This is a genomic window from Amycolatopsis granulosa (assembly GCF_011758745.1).
In the GTDB taxonomy this organism is placed as follows: domain Bacteria; phylum Actinomycetota; class Actinomycetes; order Mycobacteriales; family Pseudonocardiaceae; genus Amycolatopsis_E; species Amycolatopsis_E granulosa.
The window spans coordinates 4,303,465-4,317,293 of the sequence record NZ_JAANOV010000001.1 but is presented as its reverse complement, the minus strand read 5'-3'; the positions used below and the strand labels follow the sequence as shown (position 1 = coordinate 4,317,293).

14 protein-coding genes are annotated in these 13,829 nt (G+C 71.2%); 6 read left to right on the top strand and 8 right to left on the bottom strand.

Annotated features, from left to right (window positions below; all coding sequences use genetic code 11):
* Positions 1-119: 119 nt before the first annotated feature.
* Positions 120-596, top strand: coding sequence for a Cys-tRNA(Pro) deacylase (gene ybaK, locus FHX45_RS21230; protein ID WP_167104811.1), 477 nt, complete (start codon positions 120-122; stop codon positions 594-596).
* Positions 597-625: 29 nt separating this feature from the next.
* Here the strand turns inward: ybaK and FHX45_RS21225 are convergent, their stop codons facing one another.
* Both FHX45_RS21225 and FHX45_RS21220 read right to left on the bottom strand, forming a co-directional pair.
* On the bottom strand, positions 626-1,243 hold the full coding sequence (locus tag FHX45_RS21225) for an alpha/beta hydrolase family protein (protein WP_167104808.1): 618 nt from the start codon (positions 1,241-1,243) through the stop codon (positions 626-628).
* Positions 1,240-2,016 (bottom strand): SOS response-associated peptidase, encoded by a 777-nt coding sequence (locus FHX45_RS21220; protein ID WP_167104805.1) that lies wholly within the window; start codon positions 2,014-2,016, stop codon positions 1,240-1,242. The genes FHX45_RS21225 and FHX45_RS21220 overlap by 4 nt, the downstream gene beginning before the upstream one ends.
* Positions 2,017-2,124: 108 nt before the next feature.
* Between FHX45_RS21220 and rsgA the strand changes: the two genes are divergently transcribed.
* The 3 genes from rsgA to FHX45_RS21205 all read left to right on the top strand — a co-directional run bounded on the left by rsgA (position 2,125) and on the right by FHX45_RS21205 (position 4,351).
* Positions 2,125-3,114: a ribosome small subunit-dependent GTPase A gene (gene rsgA / locus FHX45_RS21215; protein ID WP_167104802.1), complete on the top strand. Its 990-nt coding sequence runs from the start codon at positions 2,125-2,127 to the stop codon at positions 3,112-3,114.
* 134 nt (positions 3,115-3,248) lie between these two features.
* Entirely contained in the window at positions 3,249-3,443 is a 195-nt protein-coding gene (locus FHX45_RS21210; protein WP_167104799.1) for a hypothetical protein, read from the top strand.
* A gap of 80 nt (positions 3,444-3,523) precedes the next feature.
* On the top strand, positions 3,524-4,351 hold the full coding sequence (locus FHX45_RS21205; protein WP_167104796.1) for an SCO4651 family lipoprotein: 828 nt from the start codon (positions 3,524-3,526) through the stop codon (positions 4,349-4,351).
* Between the two features lie 61 nt (positions 4,352-4,412).
* Here the strand turns inward: FHX45_RS21205 and pruA are convergent, their stop codons facing one another.
* The 3 genes from pruA to FHX45_RS21190 are packed head-to-tail and all read right to left on the bottom strand — an operon-like array spanning position 4,413 to position 8,031.
* Positions 4,413-6,041 (bottom strand): L-glutamate gamma-semialdehyde dehydrogenase, encoded by a 1,629-nt coding sequence (gene pruA, locus FHX45_RS21200; protein WP_167104793.1) that lies wholly within the window; start codon positions 6,039-6,041, stop codon positions 4,413-4,415.
* A 41-nt stretch (positions 6,042-6,082) separates the two neighbouring features.
* Positions 6,083-6,592: a DUF6912 family protein gene (locus FHX45_RS21195; protein ID WP_167104789.1), complete on the bottom strand. Its 510-nt coding sequence runs from the start codon at positions 6,590-6,592 to the stop codon at positions 6,083-6,085.
* Positions 6,589-8,031, bottom strand: a complete 1,443-nt coding sequence (locus FHX45_RS21190) for a WS/DGAT/MGAT family O-acyltransferase (protein ID WP_167104786.1) — start codon at positions 8,029-8,031, stop codon at positions 6,589-6,591. Before FHX45_RS21190 ends, FHX45_RS21195 begins: the two co-directional genes overlap by 4 nt.
* A gap of 79 nt (positions 8,032-8,110) precedes the next feature.
* On the opposite strand from FHX45_RS21190, the gene FHX45_RS21185 reads away from it, so the two are divergent.
* Positions 8,111-8,878 (top strand): TrmH family RNA methyltransferase, encoded by a 768-nt coding sequence (locus FHX45_RS21185; RefSeq protein WP_167104783.1) that lies wholly within the window; start codon positions 8,111-8,113, stop codon positions 8,876-8,878.
* Here the strand turns inward: FHX45_RS21185 and FHX45_RS21180 are convergent.
* Positions 8,856-9,236 carry an HAD-IA family hydrolase gene (locus tag FHX45_RS21180; protein WP_167104780.1) on the bottom strand — a complete coding sequence of 127 codons (381 nt, stop codon included), beginning with the start codon at positions 9,234-9,236 and terminating at the stop codon, positions 8,856-8,858. The genes FHX45_RS21185 and FHX45_RS21180 overlap by 23 nt on opposite strands.
* A 102-nt stretch (positions 9,237-9,338) precedes the next feature.
* Here FHX45_RS21180 and FHX45_RS21175 point away from each other — a divergent pair, with 102 nt between their 5' ends.
* Positions 9,339-9,779: an Rv3235 family protein gene (locus tag FHX45_RS21175; protein WP_243869166.1), complete on the top strand. Its 441-nt coding sequence runs from the start codon at positions 9,339-9,341 to the stop codon at positions 9,777-9,779.
* A gap of 72 nt (positions 9,780-9,851) precedes the next feature.
* Here the strand turns inward: FHX45_RS21175 and secA are convergent, their stop codons facing one another.
* Positions 9,852-12,653 (bottom strand): preprotein translocase subunit SecA, encoded by a 2,802-nt coding sequence (gene secA, locus FHX45_RS21170; protein ID WP_167104777.1) that lies wholly within the window; start codon positions 12,651-12,653, stop codon positions 9,852-9,854.
* Between the two features lie 201 nt (positions 12,654-12,854).
* The gene (gene hpf / locus FHX45_RS21165; RefSeq protein ID WP_167104774.1) at positions 12,855-13,538 is read right to left on the bottom strand and encodes a ribosome hibernation-promoting factor, HPF/YfiA family; all 684 of its coding nucleotides are present in this window, start codon (positions 13,536-13,538) and stop codon (positions 12,855-12,857) included.
* Positions 13,539-13,829 lie beyond the last annotated feature (291 nt).

Genomic DNA, 13,829 nt, shown 5'->3' with positions numbered 1-13,829 from the left:
CTGCACTCGGGCTCGGCGATCAGCAAGCTTTGACGGCACGCTCCTGACAACACCCCACGATCCACGCGCATTCCCCGCTGCCGGAAAAGCACTTGCGCCCTGCGGTTACGGTGCTGGCCATGGCCGGGAAGGGAACGCCGGCGACCGCGCTGCTCACCAAGCAGAAGGTCGCGCACCAGCTGCACGCCTACGACCACGACCCGAAGCACGACTCGTACGGGCTGGAAGCGGCCGAGGCGCTGGGCGTCGAACCGGACCGGGTGTTCAAGACGCTCGTGGCCGAGGTGGACGGGAAGCTGACCGTGGGCGTGGTGCCGGTCACCGGGCAGCTCGACCTCAAGGCACTGGCCGCGGCGGCCGGCGGCAAACGCGCGAGGATGGCCGAGGCAGCCGCCGCCCAGCGCGCCACGGGATACGTCCTGGGCGGCATCTCACCGCTGGGGCAGCGCTCCCGGCTGCCCGTGGTCATCGACGCGTCCGCGGAGAAGTTCGACACGATCTACTGTTCGGCGGGCCGGCGCGGTCTGGAGGTCGAGCTGGCCCCGGCCGACCTGGTGCGTCTCACGTCCGCGACGGTCGCACCGATCCGGGGCTGACCGAGCCGGGACCACCCGCGCAGGGCCGGTCACTCACTCAAGGTCAGCGGCCGCAGCACCTTCGCCAGCCACTCGTGCACGGTCCGGTGCAGCGACTCCAGGTCGGCGTCCAGGGAGTGCGTGCCGCGGATCACGACCACCTCGTGGTGCGGACCCGCCTTCGGGCAGCCGAACGGGTCGGTCTCGCCCTGCACGACCAGTGTCGGCACCTGCACGGCGTCCAGCTCGGCCTGCCGGCTCTTCTCCGGCCTCCCCGGGGGGTGCTCGGGGAACGCGAGGCACAGCACGCCCACCGCCTGCCCGGCGGCCGCGGTCCGGCACGCGACCCGCGCTCCGGACGAACGCCCGCCGAACACCACGGGCAGCTCGTCGAAGCGGACGCACAGTTCCTCGGCGACCGCGAGCCACGCCGTGTCCAGCTGCTTCGCCGGCGCGGGTGCGCGGCGGCCGGCCACCCGGTAGGGCTGTTCGACCAGGGCGACGTGCACACCGGCCGCCTGGGCGGCGCGGGCGGCGGCCACCAGGTCCTTCGCCGCGATCCCGCCGCCGGCACCGTGGCCGAGCATCAGCACCGCCGTGCCGTCCGGGGCGCAGTGCAGCTCCGCCCTGGCCGGGCCGTGCGGTGTCGGGATCTCGATGCGGGTCATGGCTGGGGCAGGTCGAACAGTGCCGCACTGCCGGCGCGGTCGAGGTCGGTCGCCTGCTCGACCCGCTCGATCAGCTCCGGCCCGTTGTTGCGGACGTTGTTGACGCGGTCCGACACCGGACGCAGCTCGATCGTGTCCATCAGGTCCAGCGGCGGCGCGAGCAGGTCCCCGACGTCGGTGCGGTCCGGGTCGAGCCAGTCCGCCCAGTTGCGCTCGTCGATGACCAGCGGCATCCGGTCGTGCACCTCGGTGAGCCGCCCGGCGGCGTTCGTCGTGATGATCGAGAACGTGATCAGCTGGGGTTCGTCCGGGTTCTTCGGGTCGCGCCAGGTGTCCCAAATCCCGGCGAGGGACAGCGAACGGCCGTCCGGGCGGGTCATGAAGAACGGTTCCTTCTGCTTGCCCGTGCGCCGCCACTCGAACCAGCCGTCGGCGGGCACCAGGCAGCGCCGCCGCGCGAGGGGCTTTTTGAACGCCGGCTTCTCCGATGCGGTCTCGGCGCGCGTGTTGATCATCCGGTTGCCGACCGAGATGTCCTTGGCCCAGAACGGCACCAGCCCCCAGCGCATGACCCGCAGGCTGCGCACGCTCGGCTCGTCCTCCAGGACCTGCCCCTCGGCGTCCCGCGGGTGCCGCTGCACGACGGTCACCACGTTCTTCGTCGGCGCGACGTTGTAGTCGGCCTCGCGGGCCTTGCCGTCGGTCTCGTCCACGGCGTCGAACTCCTGGGCCAGATCGGCCGGGTTCTTCTTCGCGGCGTAACGGCCGCACATGTCGCCCAACTCCTTCGAACCGGCTGCCGGTGAACCCATCGTGACACGGGTGACGCGCCGCTGGCGAGCGGGATGGGGGATCATCTGTGCTCGGAAGGAGGCGTGAGCTTGGCCGGCAGGAACTGGCGCGATCTGGACGAAAGTGATGTCCGCGTGCGCCCGGGGAAGGGTTCGCGCCCGCGCAGCAAGCGCCGGCCGACCCATGCCGACGCCACCCAGGCCATGGTCATCGCGGTGGACCGCGGCCGCTGGACCTGCGCGATCGACAGCGACCCGGACCGGCTGGTCACCGCCATGCGCGCGCGGGAGCTGGGGCGCACGCCGGTCGTCGTCGGCGACCAGGTGGGGCTGGTGGGTGACACCAGCGGGGAGCCCGGCACGCTCGCGCGCATCGTCCGCGTCGACGACCGCTCCAGCCTGCTGCGCCGCACGGCGGACGACACCGATCCGTACGAGCGGGTGGTCGTGGCGAACGCCGAGCAGCTGCTCATCGTCACCGCGCTGGCCGATCCGCCACCGCGTACCGGGTTCATCGACCGGTGCCTGGTGGCCTGCTTCGCGGGGGGCCTGCAGCCGGTGCTGTGCCTGACGAAGGCGGACCTGGCGAGCCCGGACGAGCTGCTGGCGCGCTACGCCGAGCTGGACGTGCCGTCCGTGGTGACCCGCCACGACGAGGATTCGCTGCCGCTGGCCGGTACCGTGCGCGGCCGGGTGTCCGCGCTCGTCGGCCATTCCGGGGTCGGCAAGTCGACACTGGTGAACCGGCTGGTGCCGGACGCGGAGCTGGCCACCGGCGAGGTCAGCGCGATCGGCAAGGGACGGCACACCTCGGTCGCGGCCGTCGCGTTGCCGCTGCCCGGGGGCGGCTGGGTCATCGACACGCCCGGCGTGCGCTCGTTCGGCCTGGCCCACGTCACCGCGAACGACATCGTCGCCTCCTTCGACGAGTTCGCCGAGGCCGCCGAGGAGTGCCCGCCCGGATGCGGCCACCTCGGTCCGCCGGAGGACCCGGACTGCATGCTGGACGAGGTCCCCGACCAGCGCCGGCTGGCGTCACTGCGCCGCCTGCTGGCCTCACGCGCCGGGCTCGAGGTGTGATCTCCGCGCGGTGCGCGCGATCAAGCAGGCCGTGACGATCACCCGCAGTGAACAGTCCGCGCTCGACAGGCAGCAGGTCAGCCACTACCGGGTGACGTGCTCGACAGACCGAGGAGCTCCGGGGGGTCATCCCGATGGAGCTGTCACTCGACCGCGCCCAGCTCCCGGTCCCGGTCACGCAGGACCTCGGCCTGCTCATGGAGGCAGCCGACGCCGCCGCCGAAGCGCAGAACGCTAGCATGACCATGAAATACACCGACTGGGGCGACCCGGTCGGCGTCGCCGCGCCACCCGCGGATCAGCTGGGTGTGCTCAAGTCGGGGCGCTGACGCCGTAATGCGGGGGTCCCGTTCGGACATGTGTTAGTACTCACCCGTCAGGGTGAACCGATTCGAGGGGGACCTCCCGCATGAAGAAGACCGCTCTGGTCTCCGGCGCCCTGGCGCTCGTGGTCGGCCTGTCCGCGTGTGGCGGGCAGGCGGCCACCGGCGGCGGGAACGCCGCCGGCCCGTCGTTGTTCGGCAACGCACAGGACCTCGTCCGCGCGGCCTCGGCCAAGACCAGCCAGGCGCAGTCGGCGAAGTTCACCATGACGATGTCGATGGGCGGCCAGGAGATCACCGGGTCCGGTGAGGGCCGGTTCGCCGGCCCGGACACCACGATGGCCATGACGATGAACGCCGGCGGGCGGACGCAGGAGATGCGGATCGTCGACAAGGTCATGTACCTCAAGCTGCCGAGCAACGCGCAGGCCGCCACCGGTGGCAAGCCGTGGGCCAAGCTCCCGCAGGGCAGCGAGGCGGCGAAGGCGCTCGGCGCGAGCCTGGACCAGGCCGAGTCGAACAACCCGGCGCAGTCGCTGGAGCAGATCCAGAAGGCCGGCACCATCACCCGCAGCGAGCAGACCGTGCTGGACGGCCAGCAGGTCAGCCACTACTGGGTGAACATCGACGTGGCGAAGGCCGCTGACCAGCTGGCCGGCACGGGCATGCCCGCGGAGACGCTCGACCGGCTCAAGTCGATGAACGGCGTCACGTTCCCGCTGGAGCTGTGGCTCAACAACGACCAGCTGCCGGTGCAGGTCACCGAGGACCTGAGCCCGATGATGAAGGCCGTGGGTGCCCCGGCGGAAAGCCAGCAGGCCACCGTCAAGATGAAGTACACCGACTGGGGTGCCCCGGTCACCGTCACCGCCCCGCCCGCCGACCAGGTGGGCGAGCTCAAGCTCAACGGCTGATTCCCCAACGGCACGGCAGCGGCGCGGTCCCGGCTTCCGGGGCCGCGCCGTTCCGCGTCCGCTACCCCATGTGCGGGTAGGCGATTCCGGTGGGCGCGTCGAAGGTCTCCTTGATCGACCGGGGGCTGGTCCAGCGCAGCAGGTTGAACATCGAGCCGGCCTTGTCGTTGGTCCCCGAGCCACGCGAGCCGCCGAAGGGCTGCTGGCTCACGATCGACCCGGTCGGCTTGTCGTTGACGTAGAAGTTTCCCGCCGCGAACCGCAGCGCCTGGTGCGCCTGCTGCACCGCCGCGCGGTCGTCGGCGAAGACCGCGCCCGTCAGCCCGTACGGCGAGGTGCGGTCGACCAGCTCCAGGATCTCGCCGTAGGCGGCGTCGTCGTAGACGTGCACCGCCAGGATCGGCCCGAAGTACTCCGTCGCGAACGCGGTGTGCGCCGGGTCGCCGGACACCAGCACGGTCGGCTCCACGAAGTACCCGATCGAGTCGTCGCAGTGGCCGCCGACCAGGACGTCCAGCTCGGTGTCTCCGCTGACGCTGTCCAGCAGCTCCCGGTGCTTGGCGAACGCGCGCGCGTCGATCACGGCGCCGCCGAACACCGAGAAGTCCGTGACGTCGCCGTACTTCACGGTGCGCGTCAGGTCGGCCAGGTCGTCGCGCAGACCGCTCTCCCACAAGGACCGCGGCAGGTACGCACGAGAGGCGGCCGAGCACTTCTGCCCCTGGTACTCGAACGCGCCCCGCACCAGGGCGGCCACCAGCTTCTCCCGGTTCGCCGAGGCGTGCGCGACGAGGAAGTCCTTGCCGCCCGTCTCGCCCACGATCCGCGGGTAGCTGCCGTAGGAGTCGAGGTTCTCCGCGATCCGCCGCCACAGGAACTTGAACGTCGCGGTCGACCCGGTGAAGTGCAGGCCGGCGAACCCGGGATCGGCCAGCGCGACCTCGCTGACCGCGTGCCCGTCGCCGGTGACCAGGTTGATCACGCCCGGCGGCAGGCCGGCCTCCTCGAACACCTCCATCGTGTAGTGCGCGGCCAGCTGCTGCGTCGGCGTGGGCTTCCACACGACCGTGTTGCCCATCAGCGCGGGCGCGCTGGGCAGGTTCCCGGCGATCGCGGTGAAGTTGAACGGGGTGATCGCCACGACGAACCCGTCCAGCGGCCGGTAGTCCATCCGGTTCCACGCACCCGGCACCGAGTTCGGCTGCTCGGCGAGGATCCGGCGCGCGTAGTGCACGTTGAAGCGCAGGAAGTCGATCAGCTCGCACGCGGCGTCGATCTCGGCCTGCTGCACCGACTTCGACTGCCCGAGGATGGTCGCCGCGTTGAGCGTGTCCCGGTACCGGCCGGCCATCAGGTCCGCAGCGCGCAGGAACACCGCGGCGCGCTCGTCGAACGGCGTCTCCCGCCACTCCCGCGCGGCCTGTTTCGCCGCCGTCACCGCGTCGGCGACGTCCGCGGGCGTGGCCTGCGCGGACGTGCCCAGCACGTGGGCGTGGTCGTGCGGCTGGACCACGTCGAAGGTGTCGCCGCCGGCGAGCCGCTTCCGGCCGCCGATCGTCTGCGGCAGCTCGTGCTTGTCGCCTTCCAGCTCGGCGATCCGCCGTTGCAGGGATTCCCGCTCGGCGCTGCCCGGCGCGTAGGTCCGGACGGGCTCGTTGACCGGGACGGGCACGTTCGTGATGGCGTCCATGCCTACCTCCTCCAGACAGGGCTCGTGGCCTGTCCCCCACGCTAGAGCAGGTCGAGGAGGAACGGCAGCTCGCCAGGCGCGTACCAGGCCAGTTCGTGGTCCTCGGCCTCCCCGAGCACGAACTCCGCGTCCGGATCACCCAGATCGGCGGCGTCGATGACGCGGGCGGCCGCGCGCACGGCCTCCTCCGCCTCCTCCGTGTCCACGTGCACCGCGGCCACGTCCTCGTAGCTGATCGGCCCGGACAGCTTCACCACCGGCGCGTCCAGGTCCGGGCGCGGCTTCGCGTCCTCGACGTCGACCGCGATCACCACGCGGCGCCACGGCTCCTTGCCATCGCCCGCGTCGTGTTCGGCCGCACCGAGGAGCCGCAGCGACGCGCGTGCGGCGTCCAGCAGTGCGGCGTACTCCAGCTCCTCGGTGTCACCGCTGACGTAGGACTCGCGCAGCGCCGGGGTGAGCGCGAACCCCGTCCCGCCGGGCGGTCGCAGACTGCCGTCCGCCACCAGCCTGCGCAACATTCCGATCGTGCCCGGAAGGTAGACCCTCACCAGCTCGCACCCTTCAGCTCTTCCAGTGAATCCTCGATCATGCCGGCGAGCACGTCCACATCGGACAGCGCCTTGCGATCGCCGTTCAGTCCGAAGTAGACGCCACCGTCGTACGACGTCACCCCGATGGCCAGCGCCTGGTTGCGCGCCAGCGGGATCACCGGGTACATCTCGGTCATCCTCGCCTGCCCGGCGTACAGCGGCACCTGCGGCCCCGGTGAGTTGATGACCAGCAGGTTGAAGATCCGGCCGGAGAACGACCCCGCCGCGCGCGCGGCGAGCGCGTGCATCGTCGCGGGGGCGAACCCGCCCACCCTCAGCATGGCGCGCGCGGCGACCGAGCGACCGGCGTCGGCGTGCGCGCGCAGCGTGTGGCTGATGTGGTGCAGCCGCAGCGCCGGGTTCGGCTCCCCGACGGGCAGGTCCACCAGGTACGGCTCCACCCGGTTGTTGACCAGTCCGGCCGGGGAGAACTCGACCGTGTCCGGTTCGAGCACGGCCAGCGGCACCAGCGCGCGCACGCTGGTCGCCTCGGACACCCCCTCGCCGCGGGAGAGCAGCCAATCCCGCAGCGCGCCGGTGATCGCCGCGAGCACGATGTCGTTGACCGTGACGCCGTGCTCGGCACGGACCTTCCGGTAGTCCGCCAGGCGCGTGCGGACCACGGCGAACACCCGGCCACCGGAGACGTGCCGGTTCAGCGGCCCGGACGGCGCGGGCGAGACCACCCGGTGCAGCGCGGCGGCGACCCCGCCGAGCGCGTCGGTGACCTTGTCCGCGGTCGCCGTGACGTCGCTCAGCACGTCGCGCACGTTCTCGAGCAGTTCGCCCGGCCGGCGGACGGTCTCGCCGACAGCGTCCAGCACCAGCTGCGCGGCGCTGGGCAGGGGGCGCGGCACCCAGGGGTCGGCAGCCTCCCCGGCGCCTTCGGCGTCCCCGGTGCCGTCGGTGTCCGTGCACGGCTGCGGCTCGGGGTCGAGGATGAGCTGTCCCAGCTCGACGGTTCCGCTGCCGTCCACGACGGACTGGTGCGTCTTGGTCACCAGCGCGAAGCGGTCACCCTCCAGCCCCTCGACGAAGTACGCCTCCCACAGCGGCCGCTCGTGGTCCATCGGGCGGGCCATCAGGCGGGCGACGAGCTCGTACAGCTGGCCGTCGGTGCCCGGCGCGGGCAGCGCCGACCGGCGGACGTGGTAGTTGAGATCGAAGTCGACGTCGTCCACCCAGACCGGTCGCGCCAGGTGACCGGGCACGTTGCGGACCCGCTGCCGGTAGCGCGGCAGGTAGGCCAGCCGCTGCCGGATCAGGCACCGGACCTGCTCGTGGCCGAACCCGTCCCGGGGCCGCTCGAAGACCGCGACGCCGCCCACGTGCATCGGCGTCGTCGCGTCCTCCAGGTAGAGGAACGACGCGTCGAGGGCGGAAAGACGGTCGGGCATGACGCGATCCTGACACAAACACCTCCGCTACCCCACCCGCCGGCCCACCGCCCCCCGCGCCGGAAACTAGGCTTGCCGGGTGCGTGACGCCACTGACACCACCGTCTCCCCGAAGGACCGGTTCCTGACCGTCTACGGGCGCAAACCGGTCCTGGAAGCGCTGGACGACCCGGAGCTGCGGGTGGACAAGGTCATCCTCGCCGACACCGCGCGCGGCCCGGCGGCCGCCGAGATCGAGCGCGCGGCGCGGGCGGCAGGCGTGCCCGTGCAGCGCGCGAGCGCGCACCGGGTGAAGGTGCTGGCCGGCAACGGCAAGCAGGACCAGGGGGTGCTCGCGGACGTCGTGGCGCCCCGGATGCGCCCGCTGAGCGCCGCGCTGGCCGAACCACCTGCCCGGGTGCTGCTGCTGGACGGCATCACGACCCCGGCGAACGTCGGCATGATCCTGCGCACGGCCACGGCGGCCGGGCTGGGCGGGATCGTGGTGCCCCGGCGCGGCGTGGCCGCGCTGGACCCGCTGGTGGTGAAGGCGTCGGCGGGGGTGGCGTTCCGCGCACCGGTGCTGCGCTGCGCGACCGCGGCCGAAGCCGCCTCGATGCTGGCCGATGCGGGGTACGGGCTGTACGCACTGGGTGCCCAGGGTGGTCCGTCGCTGTTCGAAGCGCCGCTGCCGGAGCGCGCGGCATTCGTGCTCGGCGGCGAGACGGCGGGCGTGAGCGACGAGGTCGCCGAGCTGGTGACCGGGTGGTTGTCGATCCCGATGCCCGGCGAGGTCGAGTCGTTGAACGTCTCGGCGGCCGCCGCGGTGTTGTGCTTCGAACTGGTCAGGCGGGGAACAACGCGCTGAGCTCGGCCAGGGTGTCCGCCACCGAGGTGTGGTGGACACCGGTCATGCCGGCGGCGGTGGCGCCGTCGATGTTCCGGCGCGAGTCGTCCACCATGACGCACGCGGACGCGGGCAGGCCCAGTCGTCCGGCGGTGAGGTGGAAGACGCGGGGGTCCGGCTTGGCGAGGCCGACCTCCCCGGAGAACACGAACACGTCGAAGTACCGGGCGAGCCGTCCCCGGCCCGCGCCACCGTCCGCATTGGACAGGAGCGCGGTGCGGATGCCACGTGCGCGCAGCCGGCCGACGGCGGTGAGCAGGTCACCGGCGTCCGGATCGGTGAGCACTCCGGCGTAGTCGAATACCAGCCCGCGCAGCACGGTGGTGACCCTATCCGCCCGGATCACTCCATCGGGCGCCCGCTGTCCGGACCGGCGGGGAGGACCGCTCTAGGGAGCGGTACAACTCGACGAGGGGGAACCTTGACCGACACCTTTCTGCAAGCGCTGCACCCCAGCGAACCGAACCGGGGCGCGGAACCGCCGGTGCCCATCCCGGAACAGGGCGGTTCGCCGCTCACCCGGCTGCGCGGACGCCCCGGCGAGCCGCTCGAACTGCGGCACGCGCGAGCCGTCCTGACGGCCATCCTGGAGGTCCGCTCGGGCCGGCGGTCGCCGAGCCAGCTGCGCCCGGTCCTCACCCCGCGGATGTACCACCACCTGCGAACCGCACCGGCCACACCCGGCCCGCGGTACACCGTCAGGTCGGTCCGGGCGAGCCGGAGCGGTCCGCGCACGATCGAAATCTGCGGCACCGCCCACGCGCACCAGCGGGCGTCCGCGGTGATGGCGCGCTTCGACCACTCCGAGACCGGCTGGCGGTGCGGGTTCTTCGTACTCGTGCAGCCACAACCACGGCGCTGACCCGGACCGACCGCGACCCGTCCAAAGCCGCAGGGCCGGCGCCACCCGGCGCCGGCCCTGCACGAGCTCACCTCAGCGACGCTTCTTCGACTGCTTCGCCTGCGTCCGCGCCGCCGCCCGGCGTTCCCGCCGCGTACCGCCGGCCGCTCCGTCCCCGGCCGACGTCGCGGTCGTGCCACGCGACTGCACGCCGCCCTGCTCCGCCGGGCCGGAGAACGTCAGGCCCTGCTGCTCGCCGTCGCCACCCAGCCCCTTGCCGCGCAGCGCGTTCGGCACCGCCGGCCGCTCCGGCTCCGGCTGGTCCGGCACCGGCTGGGCGTGCCGGCCGTTGGGCGCCGGCGCGGCGGCCGCGGGCGCGGCCTCCTCCTGCGGTTGCGCAGCCTCGACCTGCAGGTTGAACAGGAAGCCGACGGCCTCCTCCTTCAACGAGTCCAGCATCGCGTTGAACATGTCGAAGCCCTCGCGCTGGTACTCGATCAGCGGGTCGCGCTGCGCCATGGCCCGCAGGCCGATGCCCTCCTTGAGGTAGTCCATCTCGTAGAGGTGCTCGCGCCACTTCCGGTCCAGCACCGACAGCAGCACCTGCCGCTCCAGCTGCCGCATCGCGCCCTCGCCGACCCGGCCGTCGATCTCGGCCTCGCGCCGGGCGTAGGCCTCCTTCGCGTCCTCGATCAACGCGTCGCGCAGGACCTCGGGGCTGAGGTCCTCGTGCTCCTCGAACAGCTCCTCCCAGGTGATCGACACCGGGTAGAGCTGCTTGAGCGCGGTCCACAGCTTCTCGTGGTCCCAGTCCTCGGCGTAGCCCTCCGAGGTGGCACCGTCCACGTAGGCGGTGAGCACGTCGACCAGCATGTGCTGCATCTGCTCGGACAGATCCTCGCCCTCGAGGACCCGGCGGCGCTCGGCGTAGATGACCTTGCGCTGCTGGTTCATCACCTCGTCGTACTTGAGGACGTTCTTGCGGATCTCCATGTTCTGCTGCTCGACCTGCGTCTGAGCGCTCTTGATGGCCCGCGAGACCATCTTGTGCTCGATCGGCATGTCGTCCGGCAGGCGCATGGTGGTCATGACCCGCTCGACCATCACGGCGTTGAACCGGCGCATCAGCTCGTCACCGAGCGACAGGTAGAACCGCGACTCGCCGGGGTCGCCCTGGCGGCCCGAGCGACCACGCAGCTGGTTGTCGATGCGGCGCGACTCGTGCCGCTCGGTGCCCAGCACGTACAGGCCACCGGCCTCGCGGACCTCCTCGGCCTCCGCCTTGGCCTCGGCCTTGACCTCCTCGAGCACCTTCGGCCACAGGGCCTCGTACTCCGCGGAGTTCTCCACCGGGTCCAGGCCGCGCTCCCGCAGCCGCTCGTCGGCGATGATGTCCGGGTTGCCGCCCAGGACGATGTCGGTACCACGGCCGGCCATGTTCGTGGCGACCGTGACCGCGCCCTTGCGGCCCGCGCGCGCCACGATCAGCGCCTCGCGGTCGTGGTACTTGGCGTTCAGCACCTCGTGCGGGACCTTCAGCTTGACCAGCAGCTTCGACAGGTACTCGGACTTCTCGACGCTGGTGGTGCCGACCAGCACCGGCTGGCCCTTGGCGTGCCGCTCGGCGATGTCCTCGGCGACCGCCTCGAACTTCGCCTCCTCGGTCTTGTAGATCAGGTCCGGCTGGTCCCTGCGGACCATCGGGCGGTTGGTCGGGATCGGCACCACACCCAGCTTGTAGGTCTGGTGGAACTCCGCGGCCTCGGTCTCGGCGGTACCGGTCATGCCGGCCAGCCGGTCGTAGAGGCGGAAGTAGTTCTGCAGCGTGATCGTGGCCAGCGTCTGGTTCTCGGCCTTGATCTCGACGCCTTCCTTGGCCTCGATCGCCTGGTGCATGCCCTCGTTGTACCGGCGGCCGGCCAGGATCCGGCCGGTGAACTCGTCGACGATGAGGACCTCGCCGCCGCGGACGATGTAGTCCTTGTCGCGCTTGTACAGCTCCTTGGCCTTGAGCGCGTTGTTCAGGTAACCGACCAGGGGCGTGTTCGCCGACTCGTACAGGTTGTCGATGCCGAGCTGGTCCTCGATGAACGCGACGCCCTTCTCGGTGACACCGACGGTGCGCTTGCGCTCGTCGACCTCGTAGTGGGTGTCGCGCTTCATCAGCGGCGCCATGCGCGCGAACTCGACGTACCAGCGGGCCGACTGCTCGGCGGGGCCGGAGATGATCAGCGGTGTCCGCGCCTCGTCGATCAGGATCGAGTCGACCTCGTCGACCATGGCGTAGTTGTGGCCGCGCTGGACGCAGTCCTCCAGGGTCCACGCCATGTTGTCGCGCAGGTAGTCGAAGCCGAACTCGTTGTTCGTGCCGTAGGTGATGTCGGCGTGGTACGCCTTGCGGCGCTCCACCGGGGTCATCTCGGACAGGATCGCGCCGACCTCGAGGCCCAGGAAGCGGTGGATCCGGCCCATCCACTCCGAGTCGCGCTTGGCCAGGTAGTCGTTCGTGGTGACGACGTGGACACCCTTGCCGGAGATCGCGTTCAGGTACACCGGCAGGACCGAGGTCAGGGTCTTGCCCTCACCGGTCTTCATCTCGGCGACCTGGCCGAGGTGCAGGGCCGCGCCACCCATCAGCTGGACGTCGTAGGGGCGCTGGCCGAGCACGCGCAGGGCCGCTTCGCGGGCGACGGCGAACGCCTCGGGCAGCAGGTCGTCCAGCGACTCGCCGTCGCCACCGTCGTGCCGCTTGCGGAACTCGGCGGTCTTGGCGCGCAGCTCGTCGTCGGTGAGGTCCTTCACCTCGTCTTCGAGGGTGTTGATGTGATCGGCGATGTTGCGCAGCCGCTTGATCATCTTGCCCTCGCCCGCGCGCAGCAGGCGGTTGAGAACCATCCGGTCGACCTCACTAGCTGTTTGGGACGCACCCAGGCTCTGTCCCGGGACCGCGCCATGTCCGAACCCTGTCCGACCCGTGGGTGCGGGTCGTTGCGCACCCTCCATCGTAGGGAAGGAGCCCGCGTGCGCGCACGCACCGTGCATACGCGCGCGAAACGGCCCGCGCGCGGGTGGCGCGCGGGCCGTTCGCGGACGCCGCTACTGGTCGAGGCGGATGACGCCGTAGGCGAAGCCCTTGCGCCGGTAAACGACGCTCGGGACGCCGGCCTCGACGTCGTTGAAGAGGTAGAAGTCGTGTCCGACCAGCTCCATCTCGGAGAGGGCCTGGTCGATGGTCATGGGTTTGGCGGAGTGGTGCTTCTCCCGGACGATCTGGCCGGGGAGGTGTTCGGCCTCGTCGTCCCCGCGCTGCTGGGTGGGCAGCTCGATGTCCTCCGGAAGGGCAGTCCCGACCTCTTCGGCCGCGGGAGCGGGCGCCTCGATCACCGCGGTCGACGCGCGGCTGGTGGCCGGCGTCGCTCCCGCCGCGAGGGCGCTCGACGTCGCTTCCGCGACGGATTCCGGGCAGCGGCGTCCGTAGTGGACGCGCCGGCGGTCGTGCATCTTGCGCAGGCGGCTCTCGATCTTGCTCAGGGCGGTGTCGAGAGCGGCGTAGAAGTCCCCCGCACAGGCCTCGGCGCGCACGACCGGACCCTTGCCGCGGCCGGTGATCTCCACGCGCTGGCAGTTCTTCAGCTGCCGGCGGTTGGGCTCGTGGAACAGCTCGACCTCGTAGCGGAAGACCTTCTTGTCGTAGCGCTCCAGGCGCTCGAGCTTGTCACCGACGTGTGTGCGGTAGTGATCCGGCACCTCGACGTTACGGCCTTTGACGACGATTTCCATACACGACCTCCCTCATTGCGGAATGAGTTCGAGAGCTCTCATGGATCGGCGCCGACGCCGCTCCCGCCCGAACCGGTCTGATCGCAAACCGGGGGGTCAATCTTCCGTCGGCGCCAGGGTCATCGGCTGTTCACCTCCCTGCCGGCGGGACTTGCTATAGCGCAGCACGCTAGCGCGGTAATCCGGATCACAAAACCCCCCGGGCCGGGGGATGTCACGGGCTGGGAACCGGTGACGGTGCGCGTCTGAACGGGTCCAGACCCGGTGACCTGCTGCTCCGTTCGGATCAAG